Here is a 26,032-nt window from a genome sequence, read left to right as displayed (position 1 = left end):
AAATGAGCAATATTAATTTAATCGATTCATTTCAGGAGTTTAAGGACTTCAAGAACATCGACCGTCCTACAGTGATTAGTGTGCTGGAAGAGGTATTTCGTAGTATGCTGCGAAAAAAATACGGAACAGATGAGAATTGTGACGTAATTGTTAACCCGGATAACGGGGATTTGGAGATCTGGCGTACCCGGAAAGTGATGGAAGACGGATTTTCTGAGGATGACGATCTTGAAATTGAACTTGCAGAGGTTAAGCTGTTGGATCCTGACATGGAAGTTGGCGACGACTACATTGAGCAGATCACGCTGGAGAGTTTTGGCAGAAGGGCAATCTTAGCTGCCCGTCAGACATTGGTTTCAAAAGTTCTTGAACTTGAAAAAGACGAGATCTTTAAAAAATATAAAGATAGGGTTGGTGAGATCGTAACCGGAGAGGTTTACCAGGTTTGGAAAAAAGAAACTTTGGTACTTGATGATGAAGGTAACGAACTGATGATGCCTAAAACAGAACAGATCCCTGCTGATTATTTCAAAAAGGGTGATACGGTTCGTGCGGTGATCCTGAAAGTTGATATGGTTAATGCAACGCCCAAGATCATCATTTCGAGAATTGCACCGGAGTTTTTACAACGGTTGTTTGAAATTGAAGTTCCTGAGATCTTTGACGGACTGATCACGATCAAGAAAATTGTTCGTGAACCCGGTGAAAGAGCAAAGGTTGCTGTGGAATCTTATGACGACCGGATTGATCCGGTAGGTGCATGTGTGGGAATGAAAGGTTCCAGGATCCATGGTATTGTTAGAGAATTGAAGAATGAGAATATTGATGTAATTAACTTTACAAACAATGTTTCACTATATATTACCCGGGCACTTAGTCCGGCAAAGATCACCTCTATTAAATTAGATGATGAGACCAAACATGCTGCGGTTTATTTAAAACCTGACCAGGTTTCTCTTGCAATCGGACGTGGCGGGCATAATATTAAACTGGCTGGTAAATTAACCGGTTATGAAATTGATGTGTATCGTGAGGCTGGTGAAGAAGATGAGGATGTGGATATTGAAGAGTTCTCGGATGAAATTGATAGCTGGATCATTGATGAATTAAAGGCTATCGGTTGCGATACTGCTAAGAGTGTATTGGCCCTTTCTGTGGATGAATTGGTGAAACGTACCGATTTAGAAGAAGAAACAATTAAGGAAGTAATGAGCATTTTAAAATCAGAATTTGAATAGGTGTGTTCTTGTTAACCAAGAATAAACATTACTTTTGTATAAGAAATTAAAGAAAAAATAGGATATCAATGTCAGACGACAAACCAATAATTTTATTTAAAGCAGTTAAGGAACTTAACGTAGGGATCGCTACGGCCGTTGAGTTCCTGGAAAAGAAAGGCTTTTCTGTTGAGAATAAACCCACTACTAAGCTCTCTCGCGACATGTACAATGCGCTATTGAAAGAGTTTCAGGGCGACAAGATCGTAAAAGAAGAAGCCAATCAGATTGTTATTGGTAAAATTCGTCGTGATGAGCCTGAAGTAACTGAGAGAGTTGCTGAAGCACCTAGAAAAAATGTTGAATTCGAAAACGAAGGTATTTTAATCAAAAACCTTCATTCTTATACTCCTCCTGTTGAAAAGGTAAAAGAGGAAGCTCCGGTTAAGCCGGCTGCTCCTGTAACTTCTGCCCCTGTAGAAAAGGCTGAAGAAAAAGCAGAAGATGGATCTCTGCCTGGTGTTAAAATAGTTGGTAAAATAAATCTGGATGAATTGAATTCTAAAGTTCGTCCGGTTAAGAAGGAGGAAACTCCCGCAGCTCCTGCTCCAGAGCCTGTACAGGCTCCTGCTGTTCAGGAAGTGCCCAAAGAAGTTAAGGAAGAACCTAAGCCAATAGAAGTTATAAAGCCAGTAGAAGAAATTAAACAGGAAGTAGAAAAACCGGTTGAAGCTCCTAAACCAATTGAAGAAGCTAAGCCCGTTGAACAGCCAAAAGCTGAAGAAAAACCAGTTGTGAAAGCGGCCCCTGTAGTGGCTCCAGCTCCTGCAGCTGCAGAACCGCCTAAAGTGGAGAAAACGGACGAAGTTGAAGTGATCAAAGCACGTTCTGTAAAACTTTCCGGACCAAACATTATCGGTAAGATTGTTTTACCAACTACTCCGGACCGTAAATCTCAGCCTGTTGCATCTTCTGCAGACAGTGCTGATGCGAAAAGGAAGCGTAAACGGAAAAAAGCTCCGGGAGGACATCCGGGTCAACAAACCCATGGTCAGACACCTGGAGGTAACCCGCAAGGCGGACAACCCGGACAGGGCACTCCGGCAGGCCCTCCAAGACCAGCTGCTCCGGTAGGCAACAGACCAGATTTTAGAAATAATACGAATAATACTGCCAACAGGCCTAACTTCAGGAACAGTAAACCGGGAACTCCTGGTAATGGTCCGAAAGAAGAACCTACGGAAAAAGAGATACAAGATCAGATCAAAGCAACGCTTGCACGTTTAAGCGGAGCTGGTAAATCTGGTAAATTTGCACAACGTGCTAAGCTGCGTCGTCAAAAGCGTGATGATGTTGCCCTTTCAGCTGATGAGGCTGCAATGGAACAGGAATTGCAATCTAAAGTATTGAAGGTTACAGAATTTGTTACGGCAAATGAACTGGCTTCAATGATGGATGAGCCGGTTACAAAGATTATCGCGACTTGTATGAGTCTTGGTATGTTTGTTTCGATCAACCAGCGTTTGGATGCAGAGACCTTAACGATCGTTGCAGATGAGTTTGGTTACGAGATTCAATTCGTTAAACCGGATGATGAAAGTGATGTGATCATTGAGGAAGAAGATACCGAAGATGATTTGTTACCAAGGGCTCCGGTAGTGACCATTATGGGTCACGTCGATCATGGTAAAACATCCTTGCTGGATTATATCCGTAAGGCAAATGTGGTAGCTGGTGAAGCAGGGGGTATTACCCAGCACATTGGTGCCTATATGGTAACTACGCCTACGGGTAAACAAGTTACATTCCTGGATACACCGGGTCACGAGGCCTTTACGGCAATGCGTGCACGTGGTGCCAAGGTAGCGGATATTGCGATTATTGTAGTTGCTGCGGATGATGCGGTGATGCCTCAAACTAAAGAGGCCATTAACCATGCTCAGGCTGCTGGTGTACCATTGGTATTTGCGTTTACAAAGATTGATAAGCCAGGTGCAAATTCTGATAAGATCCGTGAGCAGTTATCGATCATGAATATTCTTGTTGAGGATTGGGGGGGTAACTTCCAATCGCAGGAAATCTCTGGTAAGAGTGGTTTAAACGTAGACCTTCTATTGGAAAAAGTACTGCTGGAAGCTGAATTGTTAGATCTTAAAGCAAATCCTGATAAACGTGCAACAGGTAGTGTTATTGAGGCGACGCTGGATAAAGGACGTGGTATTGTAACTACGGTTCTGGTACAGGCTGGTACGTTGAAAATAGGTGATCCTATTTTAGCGGGTAGCTATAGCGGACGTGTTAAAGCATTATTTAATGAGCGTGGACAGAAAGTTGATAAAGCGGGCCCTTCGGTTCCGGTTCAGGTTCTGGGTATGCAGGGTGCTCCTACCGCAGGTGATAAATTCAATGCACTGGAAAGTGAAGTTGAAGCAAGAGAGATTGCAAACAAACGTTTACAGCTAATGCGTGAACAAGGTCTTCGTACACAGAAACACATTACGCTTGATGAGATCGGTCGCCGTTTGGCTATTGGTAACTTTAAAGAGCTTAACCTGATCGTTAAAGGTGACGTGGATGGTTCAATTGAAGCTTTATCAGATTCATTGCTGAAACTTTCTACTGAGGAGATCCAGATCAACATTATTAGTAAGGCTGTAGGTCAGATCTCGGAGTCTGATGTATTGCTGGCTTCTGCTTCTGATGCGATCATTATAGGTTTCCAGGTTCGTCCATCTTCTGGTGCACGGAAGCTTGCTGAAGCGGAACAGATTGATATCCGTTTATACTCTATCATTTATGATGCGATCAATGAGATCAAAGCTGCGATGGAAGGTATGCTTGCTCCTGAGTTTGAAGAGAAGATCACTGCCAATGTGGAGATCAGAGATACCTTTAAGATTACTAAAGTCGGAACAATTGCCGGTTGTATGGTATTGGATGGTACGATTACGCGTAACAGCAAGATCCGTATTGTTAGGGATGGTGTTGTAATCTACACGGGTGAACTTGCATCGTTAAAACGTTATAAAGATGATGTGAAAGAAGTTGCAAGAGGTTATGAATGCGGATTGAATATCCATAACTTTAATAACATTGAGGTGGGTGATATTGTTGAAGCGTACGAACAAGTTGAAGTAAAAAGAAAACTGTAAAAGGTTAACTATATTAAAAACAAAAAAGCGGCTCTTGCCGCTTTTTTTGTTTGATCTCTTTTGTTTAAGGCTATTGACGCTTTAGCAATCTTGTAGTCGCTAAAGCACTTTAATCTTATACAGGGTTATTCGGGAGTGCAAAGACAAATTTCTTTAACATTGCCGCCTTTTCCTTTCCTGAGTTTTTATTGATCGCAAAAAGTAGTTTTCTGTTTTTGTAAAGAAGGATATACAGTTTTATCTTATTAAAGAAGTTTAGTTTTGACGTGATCAATTTATAGATGCCGTAAGCATAATCAGCATAAGGGCCGCTATATGTACTACAGTGTCCGATCCATGCTTTGTCTGTAACCAGTGGGTTATATAAGTCTTCCTGAGGCTCATTTATTTTTCTAAGGTCAAGCATATCAATCGTATTTTCTGTATGCTGCCTGTATCTTACGAGTGTTTGTGGGACAAGCTTAATTGATCCGGCATTTGAAGCGACAAAGGCGAGCCACCAATCGTGAAAGAAGTCTGCATTAAATGGTAGTGCATGCTCAAGGAGTATGCGGTTGAACATTATAGTATGACCTGAGACGCAATTTTTTAGCAAAAAGGGTAATGGTGAATTTCCTTCGTATAAGTTGAAAACGTCTGACATTTTTAAATCCAAATCTTTTCCTTCGTGATCCATATATTGAGAATCGTGGTAGATCAACATATGATCACCTATTTCTGCTACCTGTTTGGATATCTTTTCGGGATGCCAGATGTCGTCCTGATCTGAGAGTGCAATGTATTTGCCGGTAGCCAAAGTTATTGCCTTTTCAAAATTCCTGACGTAACCTAAATTTGCAGTATTGAAATACAATTTTATGATGCTGTATTTTTCTTTATAGGTATTGAGGATCGTTCGTGATTGGTCTGCAGAGCAATCATCTACAATTATAATCTCAATATTTTGATAGTTTTGATTTAAAATGGAATCCAATTGCTCCTTTAAGAATTGTTCTCCATTATAAACACACAATGCAATAGAGACGAGGGCTTGATTACTCATTAAAGAATGCGGGTATAAATTTTAAAAATTAATGTAATTATTTACAAATGGTTAAATTTGCATAAATTTAAATAAATGATCTCAATAATCATATGCTCTGCAGACAAACAAATGCTTTCGGATGTAACCAGAAGTATAACTGAAACCGTAGGTATTCCTTTTGAAATTTTAAGTTTTGAAAATTCAGGAGGGAAGAATGGTATCTGTTCATTGTATAATAGGGGTGCAAGACAAGCGAAATATGATCTGTTGTGTTTTATGCATGAAGATATTGATCTGAAAACCCAGGATTGGGGCGCTATTGTATCTGATATTTTTGAGAACAACAAAGGTTTAGGTGTACTGGGGCTGGCGGGATGCAGATATAAAGGTGCTGCACCAACGGGATGGGGAATACAAAGCTATGAATACCAATTAGACAGGTGCAATTATATTCAATCTTTTAAATATGAGGATCTGCCAACTTATCACCACCTGGAAAACCCCAATAATGAAAGATTGTCTAACGTTGTTTCTGTAGATGGGATGTGGTTTTGTACGACTAAGGAGATTGTTTTAAAGTGTCCTTTTGATGAGAAATTACTTCATAGCTTTCATGGTTACGATCAGGATTTTTGTTATCAAGTAGGCGAATTATTTTCTGTTAACGTGACTTTTGATATCCTTATAGATCACTATTCTGAAGGTAAATACGACAAGTCATGGTGGGTTGATATTCTTAAAGTTCATGACAAATGGCAGCGGAAACTGCCAATGAGTCTTGACGCTATTTCTTTGAATGATCGATTTCTAATTGAAAAACGGGCGTATAGGTTTATTGTTGTACACCTTTCTGAGATGGGCTATTCCTGGGGATATATTTTTAATTTCCTTACGAAGCAGTTATTTACCGGTGTTTCTGGCTGGCAGCAGTATTTGAAGGCCAACTTATTTTTATTTAAACAAATTACGTCAAAACCCAAACCCTAACCATAAAGAGGTACTGTAATTTTAGTAAACTAATGATCATGATCCTTTCTATTGTACCAGATTGCGCTTAAGACAGCTTTATAATAATTGGTTTTTTGGGAGGCAGGGTTTTTAAACAGCTGCTCAATCTGTTTTGAAATGAGAGGTTCAAGTGCATTCCGATCTTTCCAATAAGCTTTAAGATGATATTTAAATGCGTTGTTATAGTCTGCATCTGTAATCAGCTGATCCCGATAGATCCTATTGAGTACGGTTAAGATCTCTTTATAATTTAATCCGCTTTTTGTTGCCTTGCCACTTACATCCTGATCGTGTTTTCTAAAGTAATTTAATAGTTTTCCGCTGATGTGAATGGTACCATGTCTGGCCAGTTCTATCCAAAAGAGCCAATCACCACAAAATTTATAATCGGTAAAGTCTTTTGGAATGGATTTATAGACTTCTTTTTTCCATAAGACCATGCTGGCATTGAATACGGAATTGTTTTTAAGCATATAATTTTTAATAAATACATGCCCTTCAACGATCTCCGACAGGTAAGGATGCTGAGATTGCCAACTGATGGTATTTACATTCTGAATACAATAAGACTGACAGTAGCTAAATATGCAATTTTCATCTTTATCAAATCCTGATATCAACTCTTCTAAAATTATTGGATCACACCAATCGTCACTTTCAGCGATCCAGATCAACTCTCCATGAGCGATTGATATTCCTTTTTCCCATTGTTTAAAAGTGCTTCCGCTGTTTTGTTCGTTATAAATGATCTCAGTTACTTTAGGATTTAATCGATAACCCTCAATAATTGATCTGCTTTGATCCGTCGAGCAGTCATCTAATATTATAATCTCAAAATCCTGATAAGTCTGGTCTAATATACTTTCAATGCGTTGTACCAGGTATTTAGAATGGTTGTAATTTGGAATGATGACTGATACTTTCGGCATACAGTATTGGCAATTCATATAATTTGTATCTTCGGTGTTTAACTCAAATATACTATGTCTTTACCTAATGCCGTGGATTATTCTATTATTATCTGTACTTATAACCCAGACAGACGGTTGTTGGAGCGGTGTCTTAATGCGGTATCTTTGTTAGATACAGCAGGGCTTGTGATGGAAGTGATCTTAGTGGATAATAACAGCAGCTCTGCGCTGTATACGCTGGATTACGTTCAATTTTTTTTAAATGCTGTTCCACATTCAAAATTAATTGTAGCTAGAGAGCAAGGACTCAGTTATGCACGTATTGCAGGGATTGAAGCTTCAGTAGGTAAGTACATTTTGTTTTTTGATGACGATAATGAACCTGATCCTGAATATGTACAGGTTCAAAAGCGTTTGCATGCGCATTATCCGCACGTTGCTGCCTGGGGTCCAGGAAATGTTAATGTTGATTTTATAGAGGGTGTTGATGATAAACTTGCGGCTTATGCAACAGAGGCTTTTCAGGATCGGCACGAAGTACAGATCGGCTATTCAAATCAGCGCACCTGGCAGGGCTGTTACCCATTCGGTACGGGCTTATGTATTAAAAGGGAGTATTTTGAAAGTTACGCTTTGCTGGCTGCGAAAGGGAAATTTAGTTTGTCTGACCGAAAGGGAAACCAGCTAAGCAGCGGAGGGGATGTTCAAATGGTTTTATACTGCATAAGCACTGGAGCAGCAGCTGGCGTAGCTCCTGAACTAAAATTGACCCACATTATTCCTGGTAAGCGAACAAAAATAGACTACCTTAAAAAATTAACCTATGGTACAAGTGTTTGTTATTCGACGTGTTTACTTGAAATTTTTCCGGATCATTTAGCGACGATCAAAAGCCAGATGATCAGTGAGAGAAAATTTGCTTTTAAAGTGTTAAAAAAATACCTGATGTTGTTTTTTGATCCGAGACCTAAAAAAGCACTTAAACTGGCGGCTTATATAGGTGCTGTTGCTGGCGATTATATCGCGTTAAACAAACCTGTACCTTCTGGTGTGTTGTGGGTTTTAAAAAGGCTCAAGGCAATTTAGAACTGCCTCCTTAGCCATCTTTTAAATCTTCTGCGGAGTGAATAATGTTTTCTTTTTCTGTTTTCAAGATCAAACTCCCTTTTAAAGATATCGTTGTCGGCATCTTTTTCGGGAAGAAAATATTTGGGATGTGTAATTACCGTGAGTTCATGGCTAGGCATTTTTGCAAATTTGGATTCTGGATTTGGGGTATGGGTCGCATCTGCCCTGAATCCAATATTTGTAACCAGGTTAACATTCGGGTTAACTGATAATCCGAAGTTGAAATAATTGCAGAATGCAAGCTGATAATCCCAGGTATCAATTTTATTTGCTTTGAGATCTTTAAAGATTTGAAACCATAATTCTGCAACAAAGGGATCGTAAAAAAGCTTTTTAAGCTGGTATTCTACTTCTGTCGCGTCGTATTTTGTTAAATTCCTATCGTAATCTTTCCATACGCGTTTCCATGTTGCCCAACCCCAAACGTTGCTGCTTTCAGACAAATAATAACTGGCATCACCCCATGTTTTTCCGAAGTGGAGATTACACCCTGCAACATGCCTGATGCGGGTATCCAAACGATATTTTTCCAGCATCTCATCACAGAAGTAGAAAAAGCTTGTTGATGGCAGGCAATCGTCTTCCAATACGATTCCTTCTTCTACCTGTTCGAAAAACCAATCTATTGCTGATGATACGGCAACTTTACAGCCTAAATTCTCTGTTCTAAAAAGCGTTTTAACTTCGCATTCCCAGTCAATTAATTCTGTAATTGCCCTTGCTTCCCGACAAAGATCTGCTTCAGCAGGCCTGTCCTGTCTTGGCCCATCAGCAGCGATGTACAATGCACCTGGTTTAACTGATTTAATTTGATTAAAAACCTCAAGTGTGGTATCCGGGCGATTAAATATTAAAAAAAGTATGGGTGATTTTACGTTGTAGGAGGTCATGATCGCTATAATTTATAGTTAAACTTTTGTAAAAATGGTCTCCAGAAACCGATATGCTTATCCCAGGCATGGCAGCCAAATGGAAGTTGTTCCTGGTTTAAACGGTAGGCCAACTCAGGAAGTGTTTCTATGGAGAATTTTAATGCTGTTTTATAGGGAGGAATACTGAGGCTCTTTTGCCTGCGGTTAACGGCTACAGACCAGAATATATCTTCATTAAATTCTGATTTTGCCTGGCTGATATATTCCTCTGCCAGTGCCCGGAATTTTATGCAAAGGTCATAAAACCGTTGCACACGCCTTAAGGACAAGCCGCCATTTCCTACACTTTTTACAAATTGTTTTGAGTTTGGCACTCCGCCTTTGGATATGTTATATCTTCTGTACAGGATACTTTTTACATGTAAGATGAATTTATCAAGACTGTTCTTGTTCTCTGATGGCTGTAACCATGGGGCACCTATATAGTCGTAATTTTGGTTACACCAATTGTGCAGCTGATCAGAGAATACAAATGCATCTAATTGATAGATCAGCATATATTCGAAATTCAGAAAGGCCTTATAAAATAAGGACGAAAGCATCAATTGATTGTATCCGTAAATGTTTTTGAAATAGTGATCATCAAAAGATATAACTTCGAAAAAGGGGTACAGACCGGTAACAAATGCCAAATCAAGGGATTTTGGTTTAATGGCAATGATCTGGTAATCTGAGAGTACATTAAAACACTGCTCTAAGGAGAAGGTCTCATTATAAGTTAAATTATCTTTGTAAAATGGGATAACGACAACAGCTTGCTGTGACATATTAAAGTTCTTTTTTTGAGCGTATTGCTTTAGCTTGCCTAAAAATATAACGCAGCCATATACTTAGGCCAAAGTTACGAAGAATCATTTTAGTCTTGTCCGCTTCAAACGGCAAGTCCTTAACAATTGCTGATGCCCCGGTATCATTGTAGTCTGCAATGGTATAATCCAAATACTTAAATGTGTAGTTCGGATCTTTATGGAGCTGCATATTTAATGCATAATCTGCAGCGATGGTATACTTTGTATTGTATGTATACTTCTTAAATACTGAAGATGGATAGATTATGGACTGGTGAAAAATGCCGAGCTTGGCTTGTCTGTATGGCGAAATATTTCCTGAACATTTTCTGCCCTTATACAGCACATTGGCATAATAGATGGTTGAAAGATCTTTTAGTTCTGTGATGAACGTTGAAAAGCCGCTTAACAAGATGTCATCGGCTCCAAGAAAATATACCCATGGGGTGTTAATGTGCGGGAGGGCTTTATTCATTGCATCGTAAATGCCGGTATCCTTTTCACTTTTCCAGTAATCGATCTTTTTATTATTTTGTTCCAGTATTCTTAAGGTGCCGTCATTGCTTTTTCCATCAATTATAACAATGCTTATATTTTTGAAGGTTTGATTGTAAATACTATCCAGGCATGGCTGAAGAATTTCCTCCACATTATAGGTTACAATTACAACGGTTATAAACTTACTTTCTTTAGGCATTTAATGTATTTCTGTATACTTGAATATATGCTTGTGCGCTATTTTTCCAGTTGAATTGTTCGGCATGTTTAATGATCTCGTTAGCGGGTTGTTTTAGCTGGTAATCCTGCATTCCATTGCGGAAAACCTGCTGCATCTCTGAAGGATCAAAGCTTTTAAAGTAATAGGCTAAATTACCCCCGATTTCGGGTAACGAAGTTTTATCGGATAAGAAGACCGGTTTTCCGAATCTCATGGCTTCTATGGGTGGAATACCAAATCCTTCTGCCAATGAAGGAAACAGGAACGCTTTACAATTTTTATAATACCATGTTTTTTCGTGGTCATGAATTGGTCCGGTAACCTTTACACGGGCCTCTACATTGTGAAGTGCGGCTTCTGCCAGAATTTTGTCTTTATATGCGGGTTCTATTTTACCTGCAATGATGAGTTCAAGATCGTTGTTTACAAGAAGTGGTACGAGCACATGAAAATTCTTTTTAGGATTTACAGTGCCGAGTGCGAAAAGAAATGGTTTGGAAGGAAGATAAGCTGGCATCGATTCTTTGGAAGACTCCAGCGGTGCACAGCCGTTATAAATTACAGTAATTGGCTTGTCGGGAATACTTAAATGGCTTAAGATATCATTTTTTGTAAATGTAGAGATCGCTACAATATGATCAGCCAGATCTATGTTCTTTTGAAGTTTATGCAGATAGCCTTTGACTTTAGAATCAGCCTTTCCTTCGTGCAGAAAGTTTAGATCGTGAATGGTGAGTACCCGTTTTGTTTTCTTTCTGTGCGGGATGTACGCGGACAGTTGGTAGGTGGTATGCCAGAGGTCTATGTTTTGGATTCTCGGAAAGATGAATTTCTGAAGGCCATTTTGATCTATAAAACAATCTGATGGATCAAAATGCTTTTGCAGCCCGGGGTTTAAATAATAGCTGAGTTGATCCTTCTGCCCTTTAGCTTTTTTTAGCGCATGGCCAAGCTGATGGCAATACTCGAATAAACCGGTATGCTCATATTTCATTCTTTCACAGTCAAGGACAATTTTCATTTGGTATTGAATTGGTTTGACCTTAATTATTCAGTGAATGTCTGCATATCTATGAGTCTTTTATAAAGACCATTTTTATTGATCAGTTCTGTATGACTTCCTGACTCTGCAATTTTACCGTCGTCTATTACAATGATCCTGTCTGCGTGTTGTATGGTACTTAGGCGGTGTGCAATTACTATGGAGGTCCGGTTCATCATCAGGTTGTTTAATGCTTCCTGAACCAGTTTTTCAGATTCAGTGTCCAATGCTGATGTGGCTTCGTCAAGGAGCATAATTGGCGGATTGGCCAAAACAGCCCTGGCAATGCAGATTCGTTGTTTTTGACCTCCTGATAACCGGTTTCCTCTATCGCCGACATAAGTTTGGTATCCATTTTCTGTATTTAGGATAAACTCATGGGCGTTTGCAATTTTTGCTGCTGTTATAACTTCTTGCTCTGAGGCATTCGGATTGGCGAATGCAATGTTATTGAATATGGTGTCATTAAACAGGATTGATTCCTGATTAACTGTTCCCATTTGTGAACGGATACTTTCTACTTTCAAGTCCTTGTAATCATGACCATCCATCTTTATCGCCCCCGATTCTGGATCGTGAAAGCGTGGAACTAGATCCATGAGTGTACTCTTTCCGCCGCCTGATGGGCCAACCAATGCAACGGTCTGTCCTTTTTGAATGGTTAAGTTAATGTTGTCCAGAACCATTTTGTCACCGTAGCTGAAGCTCACATTTTCAAATATAAGTGCACTGTTAAAGTTCGAGAGTTCAATGGCATCGGGTTTATTAACAAATTCAGGCTTGGTATCTATCAGGTCGAGCACTCTTACCCCTGCGGTAATACCGGAATGGATACCACTAAAAGAGTCGGTTAAGGCCTTTACAGGCTGCATCACCTGTGAGAATGTAGCGATATAAACCAGGAATTTTGCGGTAGTCAGGTCACCCTGTCCATTCAGGATCATTGTTCCGCCATAGAGTATGATAAATACCACGACCAGTACTCCTAATGTTTGTGAAACAGGAGATGCCAACTGTTGTCTCCGGGCCATTTTCCGATTTAAAGTAGAATAAAAAACATTTTCATCATGAAACTTCTTTTTTGTCGTTTCTGTGGAGTTAAATGCCTTAATGATCCGTATTCCACCCAGTGCTTCATCCAGAAAACCAATCATTTTGGCAAAGCTTTCATGAGACTCTCTTGCCTGATGTTTTAGGCGCTTTACAATCTTGCTGATGATAAATCCGGAAATTGGAATTACAAGCAGTGAAAAAAGTGTAAGTGGTATGGAGATCGATAATAATACAACTACATAAGATAATAGCTGCATAGGTTCTTTAAATACTACCTGAAGCGTATTGGTTACTGTGCCTTGTACAACCTGTACATCTGAAGCGACCTTGGATATGATATCACCCTTACGTTCATTATTAAAGTAGCCAATGTGCAAGTCCATCACGTTATTAAATACTGCTTTCCGCAAATTTAGCAAAGTATGCAGCCTTAAATCCTCCATGATCCGCTGCGAGAGGTAGCGGAACAGGTTGGCTGAAAATACAGTGACGATGATAACACAGCAAACTATTTTTAAAGTGTAGATCTTGCCGTATGTATTTATGGTTTGCTGAATAATATTATTGAATTTACCAACCAGATCAAAAGATGATGCTTTTTCTGCAAGTGTAGGGGCACAATCTTTTGCTCCACTAAACAGCGTTTCAAGCAATGGTCCTATTAGTACAAATAAGAATGTATTGAACACAATGGCAAGGATCGTGAACAGCACATATGGAATTGCAAATTTTTCTATTGGTCTGGCGAAGGTTAGTAATCTAAAGTAGGTCTTCATTAAAATCTAGAAATTTTTCAAAGATACAGATTTTACCGGGCTTGTTTGTAATGATAGTTACTATGGGATTCTGGCTAAATAGATAAAATAAAATATGTTTATTTGTAATCATTACCCTGATTAATGAACTATTTACCACTACTAGCTAAGATTAAGGACGAAAATTTCAATTCTCTGGCCCGGGTGCTTACCCTGGTTGAGAATGATATGGAAGGCAGTGAATCCATTCTCAGATCGATTACAATTGATCAGAAAATCCCGGTCATTGGGATTACAGGGCCTCCCGGAGCTGGTAAAAGCACTTTAGTTAATGGAATGATTACGCAGTTAAGTGCAGATGGGAAACGGATTGCTGTTATCGCTGTAGATCCTACTTCTCCATTTAACCTGGGTTCGCTGCTTGGCGACCGTGTACGGATGTCTGCTCATTTTAATAAACCAAATGTATTTATCCGTTCTATAGCTACCCGTGGCTCTGTTGGTGGATTGTCTGCTAAGATCATTGAGATGGTAGATGTGCTGAGGTCTGCAAATTTTGATTACATCCTTATTGAAACGGTAGGTGTTGGCCAGTCGGAGATTGAAATAGCTGGTTTGGCCGGGATCACTATCGTTGTTCTTGTTCCGGAGGCTGGTGATGAGATCCAGCATATTAAATCCGGTTTGATGGAGATCGGGAATATCTTTGTTGTCAATAAATCAGACCGGGATGGTGCTGATGCGTTTGCAAACAACCTTAAGAAGATGGTTCATCAAAGGGCAGAAGTAATCCCTGTTATAAAAACCATTGCGGATAAAAATATGGGTATTGATGAATTGCTGGCTTCCGTTGATCATCTCGGCATTACACAAAGTCAGCGGCAACTGTATCTGTATACAGAAAAGGCGTATAAGCTGATCCAGAATCACAGGATGAAGAACCTGAATAAGAATGATCTTCAGCTGGCGCTTAATAAAGTATATATGACTGAAGATTTTAATCTTTATAAATTTATAGAATCTTATTTAAGATAGCCGAAGGATAGTAGTTTTAATATTTTTTGAGCGCGTTCACCACCTTTGATAAGGTTTGAGGAACTTAAAGGCGTTTACCCTGTTTAAGGTTTAAGAACGGAACTGGTTATTTGTAGTTTCTTCCAATGATCCGATTTTTTCTCATACAGGAAGAATTTTCCGAGCTTATACTTAAATTTAAGATGTTTGCCATATTCTATTCCAAAAACGCGGTGAGGGATTTCTGGATTTTCTTTAAGGCATGCTTTTATGGCTAAAGAATATACGGTAGGCCCCGTCATGTGATGAACATCGTGAGGAAACCTATTGTTTCTGATGTTGTCATACATCATTTCCAAAGTCTTTTTTAAAAACGGATGTCCAGCCTCATAGATCATTGCCCATTGTACATAACATACCGGATTTTTTTCTGGGGAGATGACTGCCACATCATCGGATCTGATGAGGTTGTCAAGTCTGCCATTGATGCTGCTGTCAATATCCAGGTATACCCCTCCCTTTTTATAAAGTATGGCATACCTGAAAAAATCTGCTTTAGCGGCTCCTATATTTATTTGTTTATAGAGCTGGTAAACTTCATCATCAAATTCTGTTTGAAGAAATTCTTCGATACGGGTATCGTCATAGAACTCATATTGATATTCCGGGTTTCTTTTTCTAAATCCTGAAATGTGCCATTTAGTTAATAACGGCAATTTTGAAGATTTAAAGGTTTGATGTATTATTTTCGGAATTGACATGTTTTACGGTTCTGGAAAGGGTAAAAGTATCTGTTTTATGTGTATATCTCAAAATTGTATGACGGAAATGGTACGTGATGTCTTAAAAACTGGACTTTTTTTTAAAAGGATTAGGACAGTTCAATAGGAAATTTATGTTTATAGTGTTCAGATATACAATAACTTAGACAGGATTGGCGTTTGTGGTAAATATTGTTTAATATTGTCATGGAGCAAGTTTGGAACGGAGTTTGTATAAGACTTTGAGAAATTAAAAATTTGTTTAATTTTGCTACACAAAAAAATTATACAATTAAAATTTGTTTAACCTTAAAAAAGAAAATTATGAATTATTCTACTTTAAAAAAGAGTCTAGCAGTTTCTTTTGTAGCATTAATGGGAGTTACATCTCTCGCTAGTGCTCAGGATTCTACTTCGACTTCTTCTTCTGCCAAGGTATTTGGTGGTAGAGGTCAGTACAGAACGTGGTCTTTCGGTATCAATGGCGGTGTTTTAGCTCCAGTTGTTGCTATTGGCGGATCTAACGATTTTACCAACTGGGATGCTAACTTAGGTTACGGAATCTCACTTAAGAAACAATTGGGACATGCTTTTGGCTTAGAAGGTAACATTTTCCGCGGAAAATTATCTGGAAGCAATAAAGATGTTGCTGGTGGTTCTGTAAATGGTATCTCAGATTTCGAAACTGAAATCGGTTATTCAGCAGACATCAGAGGTGTTGTTAACGTTGCAACTGTTGATTTCTTACGTCGTGAGAACTCAGTAAACTTCTTCGTAACTGCTGGTTACGGTTTAATTGCTTATGCTCCACATCCAAACACTGCAAATCCTGCAACTGACTGGAAAGATGTTGCTGGCGCTGATCGTGATAAAAAATATGTTAAAGAAGCTTATATCCCAGTAGGTGCTGGTGTTAAATTTAAAGTTTCTGACCGCGTTGCGTTTAACTTAGGTTACACGATGAACTTTGTTGATGGTGATAATGTTGATGGAGTTTATGCTAAAGGAACTACTAAAGATAAATTCTCTTACAGCTATGCTGGTTTAGAGTTTTCTCTAGGTTCTTCAGCTAAGCCTAACCTGGATTGGGTTAACCCACTTGCTTTAATGTATGATGAATTAAAAGATCCTACATTGCGTCAAGAAGTTGAAGCATTGAAAAACCGTGTTTCTAACATTGAGAAATCTGTTGAAGATCTTAAAAAAGATACTGACGGTGACGGTGTTGCTGATCAATTTGACAAATGCCCAGGAACTCCTGCTGGTACTGCTGTTGACGGTTCAGGATGTCCTCTTCCAAAAATGACAACTGAAGTTGCAACTGGTACTACTGCTACTGGTTTTGAAACTATCCAATTTGAATTCAACTCATCAGTTTTAAAAACTGAAGCATATCCTGTATTAGATAAATTATCTTCAGTATTGCGTGAAAACGGTGGTAAAGTAACTGTAAATGGTTACGCTTCAAGCGAAGGTACTGCTGCATACAATTTGAAATTATCTAAAGACAGAGCTAATTCTGTTAAAACTTACTTAGTTAACTCTGGTGTTAACGCTAGTCAAGTTGCAACTAAAGGACTTGGTGAAGCTAACCCAATTGCTTCTAACGATACTGAAGAAGGTCGTATCCAAAACCGTCGTGTTGAGACTGCTAGAAACTAAGATTTTCTAAATAAATAAAAAAGAGGGCTTCAAATTTTGAAGCCCTCTTTTTTTTATTCCTACATTTGTAACCAGATGTATCTTTTTAGAAAAAAGGACCCGAACAGGCCGACTAATATTAACATTAAAATAATGCACATTATTAATGCAACAGCTATTATTGTATTTGCTGCAGGGGTATTGTGGAAACTGATTGACTTGATCTTATTAAAATGAACAAAATAGTAAACACTACAAATGCTCCAGCTCCTATTGGTCCATATAGCCAAGCCGTAATTGCAAACGGTTTTTTGTTTTTATCCGGACAAGTTGCTATAAATCCTGAAACAGGTGATGTTATCAAATCTTCTGTTGCCGATGAGACGCACCAGGTAATGAGAAATATTAAGGCTGTTCTGTTAGAAGCTGGTTATGGTTTTGAAGACGTTGTTAAAGTGACTATCTTTCTTTCTGATATGGATCTTTTTGCGGAGATCAACGAAATATACGGATCGTATTTTGAAGGTAATTTCCCTGCACGTGAAACACTTGCTGTAAAAGGATTGCCTAAAGGCGTAAACATCGAGATCTCTGTTACCGCTTATAAATCTTAATTTGCCTAAATCAAACCTGAAGTATTTCTTTGCAGCCATTCTCTCTGTTAGTATTTGGGGTTTTTTCTCTATTCCTCTAAGAAACCTGAAAGCATACGCTTCTGATGAAATTCTTTATTACCGGGTATTTACTTCACTCGTACTCATTTGGATTGCCATCTTTATGTTCAGGAGGAAGCAGCTTAAAGCCGACTTGGCTTACCTGTCTTCTGTTTCATTGCGAGAAAGAAAGCTCGTTTTGCTCCAGGTTACCGGCGCAACAGCCTTGCTGGTTTTAAATTGGTATACCTTCATTTATGCGGTTAATAACGTCAGCTTACAGTCTGCTGCATTTGCTTATATGGTTTGTCCGCTGATCACGGCTTTTGGTGGTTTTATTCTTTTAAAGGAGAAATTGTCCAGATTACAACTATTCTCTTTATTAATTGCACTGGTTAGCATTATCCTGCTCGCTACCGGATCTTTTATAGAAGTGCTATGGTCTGTGGTAATTGCACTATTGTACGCCTTATATCTCATTATTCAGCGTAAGATGCAGCACCTTGATAAATTGCATGTATTGGCTGTTCAAATTGCAATGGCTGTTCTGATGATGCTTCCTTTTTATTTGTACCATCATGAGTCTTTTCCCGTAGAAACTTTGTTTTGGGGCAACATTGTTATTATTGCATTGTTGTTTACCATCATTCCTTTATTTTTAAGTTTATATGCACTCATTGGCATTCCTTCTTCTACGCTAGGGATCATCATTTACATCAATCCGACTATCGCTTTTATTGTGGCCATTTTATATTTTAATGAAACACTGGACCCGAATAAACTATTTGCTTATTCATTGCTGGTTGCATCTGTTCTTATATTTAATTGGGGCATACTAAAAGATATCCTTACATTTAAGAGAAAAAATATTTAACGGTTTGTTTGCTGCAACTCTAGATACGACTATTGAATTTCTTAAGGGCGTAGGACCTAAACGTGCTGAACTTTTTCAGAAAGAGTTGGGTATCTTTACTTACGAGCAGCTGATTAGCTATTTTCCTTTCCGTTATATAGACAGAACCCGCTTCTATAAGATCAATGAGTTAGATCCTGAATTGCCCTATGTACAAATACTGGGCAGGATAACCAGTAAAGAACAAATTGGTGAAAAGCATAAGAAACGGATTGTTGCCCGGCTTACTGATGAAACCGGATCTATTGAACTGGTGTGGTTTCAAAGCCTGAAATGGGTGGATGATCATGTAAGTAAGGGAAAGGTTTATATTGTGTTTGGAAAGCCTTCCTTATTTAACGGGACTTTTAGCATTTCGCATCCAGAGCTGGAGCATTATCCAAGGCCGGCAACGGTGACTGGTAATTTAAGGCTACAGCCTGTTTACCATTCAACAGAAAAGCTTAAGAAGTTTTTTTTGGACAGCAGGGGCATACAGAAGCTGCAGGCTATATTGATTGAACAGCATCTGGCCGAGATCCGGGAAACTATCCCTCCATATATCCTGGAAAAATATAAAATGATCACCCGTAAGGAATCCATTTTAAATATTCATTTTCCAAAAGATGTAAAGTCACTTAAGGAAGCGGAGCGTCGTTTAAAATTTGAAGAGTTGTTTTTCATCCAGCTTCAGCTGCTTCATAATAAACAGCTTAGGGAACGTAAATTTAAAGGTCACTTCTTTAGTATTGTCGGTGAAAAGGTAAATACTTTTTATAAAGAGATCCTTCCTTTTGAGCTGACCAATGCACAAAAAAGGGTGATCAAAGAAATCCGTCTGGATACCCAGCGAGGCATTCAGATGAATCGTTTAGTGCAAGGTGATGTTGGAAGTGGCAAGACTGTTGTCGCGTTGATGAGCATGCTGCTGGCAAATGACAATGGGTACCAAGCTTGTATGATGGCCCCTACGGAAATCCTGGCACGCCAGCATTATCAATCTATCGTTGATCTGCTTGGTGATGGTCTGGTTAAGGTTGCCATACTGACCGGAAGCACTACTAAAAAACAACGAACCATACTGCATAAGGAGCTGGAAGATGGAGAAATCCATGTCCTTGTTGGCACGCATGCACTGATAGAGGATAAGGTGGTTTTTAAAGATCTGGGGCTTGTTGTAATTGATGAGCAGCATCGTTTTGGTGTGGAACAACGCGCTAAACTTTGGAGGAAAAATGTGGTTCCGCCACACATACTTGTAATGACCGCTACCCCCATACCACGCACCTTGGCCATGACCATGTATGGTGATCTGGATGTCTCTATCATTGATGAGCTTCCGGCAGGCAGAAAACCAATAGAGACTAAACATCTTTATGAAGGCCAGCGACTGCGGATGTTTGGTTTTATGAAGCAGGAAATTGCAAAGGGGCGACAGGTATATGTAGTTTATCCCCTCATTAAAGAAAGTGAAAAATTAGACCTTCTGCACCTTGAAGCTGGTATTGAGCAGATGGGTTACCAGTTCCCATTGCCGGATTATCAGATCAGTATTGTTCATGGAAAGATGAGCAATGCCGACAAGCAGTATGAAATGCAGCGGTTTATTACTGGTAAAAGCCAGATCATGGTGGCTACTACAGTAATTGAGGTCGGGGTAAACGTTCCGAATGCTTCTGTGATGGTCATTGAAAATGCAGAACGGTTTGGTCTATCACAGCTTCACCAGCTTCGCGGTCGGGTGGGCAGAGGTGCTGAGCAATCTTTCTGTATTTTAATGTCGGGCAATAAGCTGAGTAAAGACGGGAAACTTCGTTTAGAGACCATGGTAAAAACCAATAATGGCTTTGAGATCTCAGAGATTGATCTCCAGCTTCGTGGTCCGGGAGACATTTCTGGTACACAGCAAAGCGGAGTTCTTGATCTTAAGATTGCAGATCTGGCAAAAGACCAGCTGATCTTACAGGAAGCCAGAAGTACGGTTATCGAAATACTTGCCAAGGATTCTAACCTGGAGCAGCCTCAAAATAGTTTATTGCGAACTTATCTCAGCAAGAGAAGCAGAGGGATTGCTTTTGATAAGATCTCTTAATTAATCCTCGTCACTTCCTGGCAAAGATCCTGTACCAGAATAAGCACCTTTACGGATAACTGGTGTGTTTAAGTGCTTATAAAGTTCATCCAGATGCATTAAACTTCCATTGGTCAGGTTTCCTAAAAATATGATGACAATATTCTTCTGTACATCACGTACATAAATATGTCTGAAACCATGCCACCATCCGGTATGGTATACCACTTTTCTTCCCTGATCGCCATCGAAGATTCTCCAGCCATAGCCGTAATTAAAGTGTCCGTTGATGGGTTTGTTGTGACCTTTATAAGCAGAATCCAGGCTTGCTTTTTTTAGCAGTCTTCCGTTTTTCAGAGATTTATCAAATAATAAAAGATCATGCAGGGTGCTGTAGATTCCTTTATCACCAACTGGCCCGTCCAAAAAATTCTGCACTACTGAGTATCTCCAGGTGCGGTCATGCCCTACTACATCAACAGGGATCTTTGGATAAACTGTTGTAGAATATACATGTGTATTTTTCATGCCTGATGGTTTGAAGATATTTTCCATCATGTAATCTGCATAGGGCTTGCCGGTTACTTTTTCTATAATGGCAGCAAGTACCATGTAGTTGGAATTGTTATAATGAAAACGGGTGTCTGGCTTAGCATACCGGTTGGGTTTATGCTCGGCAATCAGGTTCATCACGTCGACATTACTCATTGGTTTTTTCTTATCTTTCCAAATGCCATCTGTAAAATAAACGTAGTTCATCATTCCGCTGCGGTGGGTAAGCAGTAATTTGACATTAATCCCTTCATAAGGAAAGTTGGGATAGAACTTTTTAACATCATCGGTTAAAGAAAGCTTTCCTCTTTCGATCAGCTGCATGATGGCTGTTCCTGTAAATGTTTTGGTTACCGAGGCAAGTTCAAATTCTGAATTTATTTTAAGACTGTCGCGGTGCAGATAATCGGCCCATCCAATTGCTTTTTCATAGAGGATCTTACCATCTTTAGCGACAAGCATATTGCCGTTGAAGCCATATTTTTTATGGAGGTTCTGTACAAAATCTGCGATCCACTTATCGCCTTTGGCAGGATTATATACTAAAAGCAGGCTATCTGCTTTATCATCATCTATGGTACGTTCGGTACTGGGTTCTTTTAGCGTTGCACTTTTTTTCGAGTTGGAGGAACAGGCAGTAAATAAAAAAGTGGCCATTGCAGCCACGGCTAATATATTACGATAATTCATGAATGGGTAGATACAGTTTAAAAGCCCGAAAATTAAGGATTATTAAGTCTTTAAACGCAAAAGAGTTTTAAACATTGTAAACCATACCGGAATACAGCTTATTTATTCAACAGGTTTTTTACACGCTCCCGGTTTGGTTTGGACACCGGAATCTTATAACCATCTGTTAATAAGAGGATACCGCCATCCTCTTTGAGCCAGCTTTTTACAAATGCCGGATTAACAAGATGTGACTGGTGGCTTCTAATAAAACCCTGTGGCTGCAGCATGTCTGCATATTCTTTTAGGGATCTTGAAACCACGATTGTTTCTCTGTTGATCAAAAAGAAGCTGGTATAGGTATTTGATGCTTCACAGCGGATAATATCATTTATCTGTACATACCTGATTTCCTGCAGTTGCGGTAAGGCAATTTTTACCGGGTTTTTTTCATCTTTCCGAACCAGGCTTAGTAAAAAGTCGAGCTGTTTATTTTGTGTTTTTTCTTTGAGTTTTATTGCGGCTTTGTTTACTGAAGAGATGAGTTCGTCGATATCTACTGGTTTTAGCAGATAATCTAATGCTGCAAACTTTACGGCCTGAATTCCATATTGGTCATAAGCGGTAACAAAGATCACCTCAAAGGATTTATTGGGCAGGAGCTTCAAAAGGTCAAAGCCGGATTCCGGTCCCATCTGGATGTCGAGAAAAATCAGATCAGGCTGATGCATGTTTGCCAGTTTGGCTGCACTAGCGATATCTAAAGCTGTCGCGAGGATATGAACCTGCCGGCAATGCCTGTTGAGCAGTGCCTGCAGGTTTTCTATATTGGAAGGTTCATCATCAACAAGGATCACATTCATTATAACCAGTCTTTTAGTAAAATTGTAATTATAGTACCTTCATTTGATGAATTTATGGAGAGTTCAGCAGGTGTATCTTTATAAATGGTGTTTAACAATTCTATTCTGCTCTTTGATAAATTCAGACCAAATGTAGGATAATTTAACGTGCTGTCGAACCCTTTACCATTATCACTTACCTGAAGTACCAGGTTGTTTTGTTTTTTGGTGATGGCGATCTCTATTTTGCCATCAGTACTTAACCCGGCAATTCCATGTTTAACGGCGTTCTCTACGAATGGCTGTAAGAGCATTGCAGGAATTTCAGCAATAGTGGCGTTAATTTCATCATCAATCTTTATGGAGTAAGTAAAGCCAAACCGCAACTGTTCCATTTGCAGGTAATCATCTAAAAGCATCTTCTCATCTGCAATGCTAATCAGTTCGTTGCTTTTTTCATCCAATACATTCCTTGTTAGGCGTGCAAACTTACCTAAGTAACGGTTCGCTGTATCGATATCATTCTTGTTCATCAGGTTTTGTATCCCTGCCAGGGCGTTGAACATAAAATGTGGATTTAATTGTGCCCGAACGGTACTGAGCTGCATGACGGCAAGTTCTTTTTTCTGTTTTTCAGTAATTAGCCTGATCCGGTTTCTCAGGATGAAGTACCAGATGACAAGCCCTGCAAGGGTGATTATGCTGAGTATACTTAAGGCAAACTCTTTATAAGTAATTAATATGGATTGATTGAGCGGCGGCAATACGGTAAATTTATAATGTGCCGCTTTACCGTTTAATAAACTAATGTACTTGCCTCCGGGAGGGAAAACCTTGGGTGTGAAGATCAGTTCATATTCTCCTGGCAGTTTCCAGTACTCTCTATATACATATAATTGACTGCGGTAGTCATAGAGATCTATAATCTCTGTCGTTCCTTTAATCGTTCTTTTTAATTTGACATTATAATTAAACGACCCGCTTCTACCCAATGAAATGTTTAACCTTACCAGCGAGTCACTTATCCTGAATTTTTTATGGTTAAGATCGGTGGTTTCTATGAAATTTTCATATTTATGGATATTTAATTCATCCAGGGAACTGTAAACCGGCCGGCTTGACAGATTATCTCTTATACTTTCTACCCCAACGGATAGTTTTGCAGGTTTAATCTCTCTCCAATCTATAACGATAGCATGTCTCTTTCTATAATTCTTGATATTGTAGATCTCAACTAATAACACCTGGTTAGGATGGTAATCAAATTTTCCAAGATAAGCGTATGCTGCTTTACCATTTTTAGTGGTTCTAAATATATCTGGCGTTTTCCATTGTACAAGTTCGTTATTAAAGTTTTGAACAATGTGATATCTGTAATCTTTTGCATCTTCTTTGGTAATTGATACATAAGCAAAATCAACACCGGCCTTTCCGTCAATAATTATTGACGGAATATCACGATTTCCCATACTTGTTTTTACGCCTTCATAAATTGCAGAGCCTGTGTTTTTTTCAAAGCGAACAGCCAAGGCTGCATTTGCATTAAACAAGGGGTCTCCTAAAAATAAGAACCGGTCCTTTTTTATAGCATCAAGTATTTCTTTTTTTTTGATGAAATCCAGTTGCTCCTTTGTTGCTTTACGAATGTCTAAACGTATGCTTCCAATAAATTTGAAATATTTATCATTAGTGTCTTCTGCTGTTGTATCTGCCGGAAGGTCTTTTTTCTGTGCATTGGTTTCTATAATAAAACAGACAAGGGCCAACAAAACAAGTATCTTTTTCATTTTATTTGCTGATCTGTGTGTTTAATATTGCTCTTAATTTCTCGGGGTTACTTGGCCTTGGTGCATCGGGGTCAACCATTTTCCCTTCTTTATCTATTATTATAAAGCGTGGTATTGAATTGGCGAAATACCGGTCTTGGACCTGGTTCTCCTGATCTTCTAGTTGTAACCACTCCGGCTTGGTCTCTTTTAAGATTTTATACCGGTTTGCCCTCGTCGTATTGTCATTTACTGCAATACTGATGAACGCAATCTTATCGTTATTCTTATACTCCTGATATACCTTATTCATATATGGGTTTTCTTCCCCGCATGGTCCACACCAGCTTGCCCAAAGATCGATATAAATTACTTTGCCTTTTAGGGAGGTTAGACTGTGCAATATTCCGCTGGTATCTGGTAAGTTAAAATCAGGAGCTGGTTTGCCAATCTGAAATGAAAACAATGTTTTCTTCCTTTTCGCGACCATGTTTAGCAGCATAGCCTTCTTATCTTCTGCGCTGATTAGATTTATGTTACCAGTTAAACGATCCAGTTCATCAGACTTTACAATGAAAGGAATCTTGTTTTTGAGATTATCTGTAAGCGCATGATCGAGTACTTTACCTTTATATAGCTGGATGATCTTTTCTGTGGGTGATGTCTCTCTATTTGCTTTCCGGTCTTTCTCCAGTTCGCTGTATAAGTAGGTGTCTTTTATAACAAAGCAGGCTAATCCACTTGTTAGATTTTTATCCTCATTCAAATCTGTCCATTTGAACTTTGGAAATACCTTATTAACTAACTTGTCCGTTTGTTCAGGAGTATAGTTGTTGGGATAGGCATATTCATAGAGTATGTTGAGTATTGTACTGTATTGCTGATCGATTAATACGCTCTGTTTAAAAAAAGCAGCGTAATGATCGTTTTTTATTCCATTAAATACTTCATCTGCCCTCTTTCTATTATCGAATCTTTCACGTTGTTTCCTGGCATAAGTGTCCTCGTCTTTAAGCTGCCACTTTACAGTGTCGGATATAAATCCTTTTACCGGTAAATGCTCCCAATACTTATTTACTGCAGCACCTTTTCCTGAGTATTTGATGGACTCTCTTGCAGATGTATGGTCTTTCACATCGGCACTGATCTGAATGTCGTAACCGGGAGCGAGGAAAATTTGAATCTGTATTTGTTTGCGGTTGGTGATGCCTGCTTTGAAAGGCTGGTTGATTGCTAAAGTTTCATAGCTAAATGTACCGTCACTATTTACAAGGATGCTGTCGGCAAAAATCCCTGCTTCCGAAGACGGCAAAATTTCCAGTACGCGGCTGGTACAGTTTAACAGTTTGCCGGTAATCTTTACTTTTTGCTGTGCCTGGGTAACTGTTGAATAAACCAGCAATGCTGCCAGCCAAATAAGTTTTTTCATAATTATAGCATTTG

The 26,032-nt window shown here is 39.1% G+C and carries 22 protein-coding genes; 10 read left to right on the top strand and 12 right to left on the bottom strand.

Annotated elements, in window-relative coordinates:
- The first annotated feature begins 2 nt into the window (after positions 1-2).
- Positions 3-1,238, top strand: coding sequence for a transcription termination factor NusA (gene nusA, locus ATK78_RS07395; RefSeq protein ID WP_133575456.1), 1,236 nt, complete (start codon positions 3-5; stop codon positions 1,236-1,238).
- Between the two features lie 68 nt (positions 1,239-1,306).
- Positions 1,307-4,369, top strand: a complete 3,063-nt coding sequence (infB, locus tag ATK78_RS07390) for a translation initiation factor IF-2 (RefSeq protein WP_133575455.1) — start codon at positions 1,307-1,309, stop codon at positions 4,367-4,369.
- Positions 4,370-4,484: 115 nt separating this feature from the next.
- Here the strand turns inward: infB and ATK78_RS07385 are convergent, their stop codons facing one another.
- The gene (locus tag ATK78_RS07385) at positions 4,485-5,411 is read right to left on the bottom strand and encodes a glycosyltransferase family 2 protein (protein WP_133575454.1); all 927 of its coding nucleotides are present in this window, start codon (positions 5,409-5,411) and stop codon (positions 4,485-4,487) included.
- Positions 5,412-5,486: 75 nt separating this feature from the next.
- Between ATK78_RS07385 and ATK78_RS07380 the strand changes: the two genes are divergently transcribed.
- Positions 5,487-6,380, top strand: a complete 894-nt coding sequence (locus tag ATK78_RS07380; RefSeq protein ID WP_133575453.1) for a glycosyltransferase — start codon at positions 5,487-5,489, stop codon at positions 6,378-6,380.
- A 29-nt stretch (positions 6,381-6,409) separates the two neighbouring features.
- Here ATK78_RS07380 and ATK78_RS07375 read toward each other — a convergent pair whose 3' ends face one another.
- Positions 6,410-7,330 (bottom strand): glycosyltransferase family 2 protein, encoded by a 921-nt coding sequence (locus ATK78_RS07375; protein ID WP_166664848.1) that lies wholly within the window; start codon positions 7,328-7,330, stop codon positions 6,410-6,412.
- 54 nt (positions 7,331-7,384) lie between these two features.
- Here ATK78_RS07375 and ATK78_RS07370 point away from each other — a divergent pair, with 54 nt between their 5' ends.
- Positions 7,385-8,398: a glycosyltransferase gene (locus tag ATK78_RS07370; RefSeq protein ID WP_133575451.1), complete on the top strand. Its 1,014-nt coding sequence runs from the start codon at positions 7,385-7,387 to the stop codon at positions 8,396-8,398.
- Here ATK78_RS07370 and ATK78_RS07365 read toward each other — a convergent pair.
- From ATK78_RS07365 to ATK78_RS07345, 5 genes are read right to left on the bottom strand one after another with little or no spacing between them, the layout of a single operon-like run.
- Positions 8,395-9,330 carry a nucleotide-diphospho-sugar transferase gene (locus ATK78_RS07365; protein ID WP_133575450.1) on the bottom strand — a complete coding sequence of 312 codons (936 nt, stop codon included), beginning with the start codon at positions 9,328-9,330 and terminating at the stop codon, positions 8,395-8,397. The genes ATK78_RS07370 and ATK78_RS07365 overlap by 4 nt on opposite strands.
- A 5-nt stretch (positions 9,331-9,335) precedes the next feature.
- Positions 9,336-10,139 carry a DUF5672 family protein gene (locus ATK78_RS07360; RefSeq protein WP_133575449.1) on the bottom strand — a complete coding sequence of 268 codons (804 nt, stop codon included), beginning with the start codon at positions 10,137-10,139 and terminating at the stop codon, positions 9,336-9,338.
- A 1-nt stretch (position 10,140) separates the two neighbouring features.
- Complete coding sequence (locus ATK78_RS07355; protein WP_133575448.1) at positions 10,141-10,857, bottom strand: glycosyltransferase; 717 nt, start codon at positions 10,855-10,857, stop codon at positions 10,141-10,143.
- A complete protein-coding gene (locus ATK78_RS07350) occupies positions 10,850-11,899 on the bottom strand; it encodes a glycosyltransferase family 4 protein (protein WP_133575447.1) in 1,050 nt (349 codons plus the stop codon). The genes ATK78_RS07355 and ATK78_RS07350 overlap by 8 nt, the downstream gene beginning before the upstream one ends.
- 26 nt (positions 11,900-11,925) lie before the next feature.
- The gene (locus tag ATK78_RS07345; RefSeq protein ID WP_133575446.1) at positions 11,926-13,749 is read right to left on the bottom strand and encodes an ABC transporter ATP-binding protein; all 1,824 of its coding nucleotides are present in this window, start codon (positions 13,747-13,749) and stop codon (positions 11,926-11,928) included.
- A gap of 123 nt (positions 13,750-13,872) precedes the next feature.
- Here ATK78_RS07345 and meaB point away from each other — a divergent pair, with 123 nt between their 5' ends.
- A complete protein-coding gene (meaB, locus tag ATK78_RS07340) occupies positions 13,873-14,763 on the top strand; it encodes a methylmalonyl Co-A mutase-associated GTPase MeaB (protein ID WP_133575445.1) in 891 nt (296 codons plus the stop codon).
- Positions 14,764-14,846: 83 nt separating this feature from the next.
- Here the strand turns inward: meaB and ATK78_RS07335 are convergent, their stop codons facing one another.
- Complete coding sequence (locus tag ATK78_RS07335) at positions 14,847-15,458, bottom strand: glycosyltransferase family 32 protein (RefSeq protein ID WP_243732475.1); 612 nt, start codon at positions 15,456-15,458, stop codon at positions 14,847-14,849.
- Positions 15,459-15,827: 369 nt separating this feature from the next.
- Here ATK78_RS07335 and ATK78_RS07330 point away from each other — a divergent pair, with 369 nt between their 5' ends.
- The 5 genes from ATK78_RS07330 to recG all read left to right on the top strand — a co-directional run bounded on the left by ATK78_RS07330 (position 15,828) and on the right by recG (position 20,781).
- Positions 15,828-17,165 carry an OmpA family protein gene (locus ATK78_RS07330; RefSeq protein ID WP_133576406.1) on the top strand — a complete coding sequence of 446 codons (1,338 nt, stop codon included), beginning with the start codon at positions 15,828-15,830 and terminating at the stop codon, positions 17,163-17,165.
- Between the two features lie 75 nt (positions 17,166-17,240).
- Positions 17,241-17,381, top strand: a complete 141-nt coding sequence (locus tag ATK78_RS23085; RefSeq protein WP_317126193.1) for a DUF6728 family protein — start codon at positions 17,241-17,243, stop codon at positions 17,379-17,381.
- Entirely contained in the window at positions 17,378-17,758 is a 381-nt protein-coding gene (locus tag ATK78_RS07325; RefSeq protein WP_133575443.1) for a RidA family protein, read from the top strand. The genes ATK78_RS23085 and ATK78_RS07325 overlap by 4 nt, the downstream gene beginning before the upstream one ends.
- Before the next feature lies 1 nt (position 17,759).
- Positions 17,760-18,671 (top strand): EamA family transporter, encoded by a 912-nt coding sequence (locus tag ATK78_RS07320; RefSeq protein ID WP_133575442.1) that lies wholly within the window; start codon positions 17,760-17,762, stop codon positions 18,669-18,671.
- Between the two features lie 4 nt (positions 18,672-18,675).
- Positions 18,676-20,781 (top strand): ATP-dependent DNA helicase RecG, encoded by a 2,106-nt coding sequence (gene recG / locus ATK78_RS07315; protein ID WP_133575441.1) that lies wholly within the window; start codon positions 18,676-18,678, stop codon positions 20,779-20,781.
- On the opposite strand, the gene ATK78_RS07310 is transcribed toward recG, so the two are convergent.
- The 4 genes from ATK78_RS07310 to ATK78_RS07295 form a co-directional block, all read right to left on the bottom strand.
- The gene (locus tag ATK78_RS07310) at positions 20,782-22,002 is read right to left on the bottom strand and encodes a serine hydrolase domain-containing protein (protein ID WP_133575440.1); all 1,221 of its coding nucleotides are present in this window, start codon (positions 22,000-22,002) and stop codon (positions 20,782-20,784) included.
- Positions 22,003-22,100: 98 nt separating this feature from the next.
- Entirely contained in the window at positions 22,101-22,844 is a 744-nt protein-coding gene (locus ATK78_RS07305) for a LytR/AlgR family response regulator transcription factor (RefSeq protein ID WP_133575439.1), read from the bottom strand.
- The gene (locus tag ATK78_RS07300; RefSeq protein ID WP_243732474.1) at positions 22,844-24,610 is read right to left on the bottom strand and encodes a sensor histidine kinase; all 1,767 of its coding nucleotides are present in this window, start codon (positions 24,608-24,610) and stop codon (positions 22,844-22,846) included. The genes ATK78_RS07305 and ATK78_RS07300 overlap by 1 nt, the downstream gene beginning before the upstream one ends.
- A 1-nt stretch (position 24,611) precedes the next feature.
- A complete protein-coding gene (locus ATK78_RS07295) occupies positions 24,612-26,018 on the bottom strand; it encodes a TlpA family protein disulfide reductase (RefSeq protein ID WP_166664847.1) in 1,407 nt (468 codons plus the stop codon).
- Positions 26,019-26,032: the final 14 nt, after the last annotated feature.

Source organism: Pedobacter metabolipauper (genome assembly GCF_004362715.1).
Lineage (GTDB): Bacteria > Bacteroidota > Bacteroidia > Sphingobacteriales > Sphingobacteriaceae > Pedobacter > Pedobacter metabolipauper.
The sequence above is the reverse complement of the archived record's forward strand: the minus strand, read 5'-3'. Positions and strand labels throughout refer to the sequence as shown.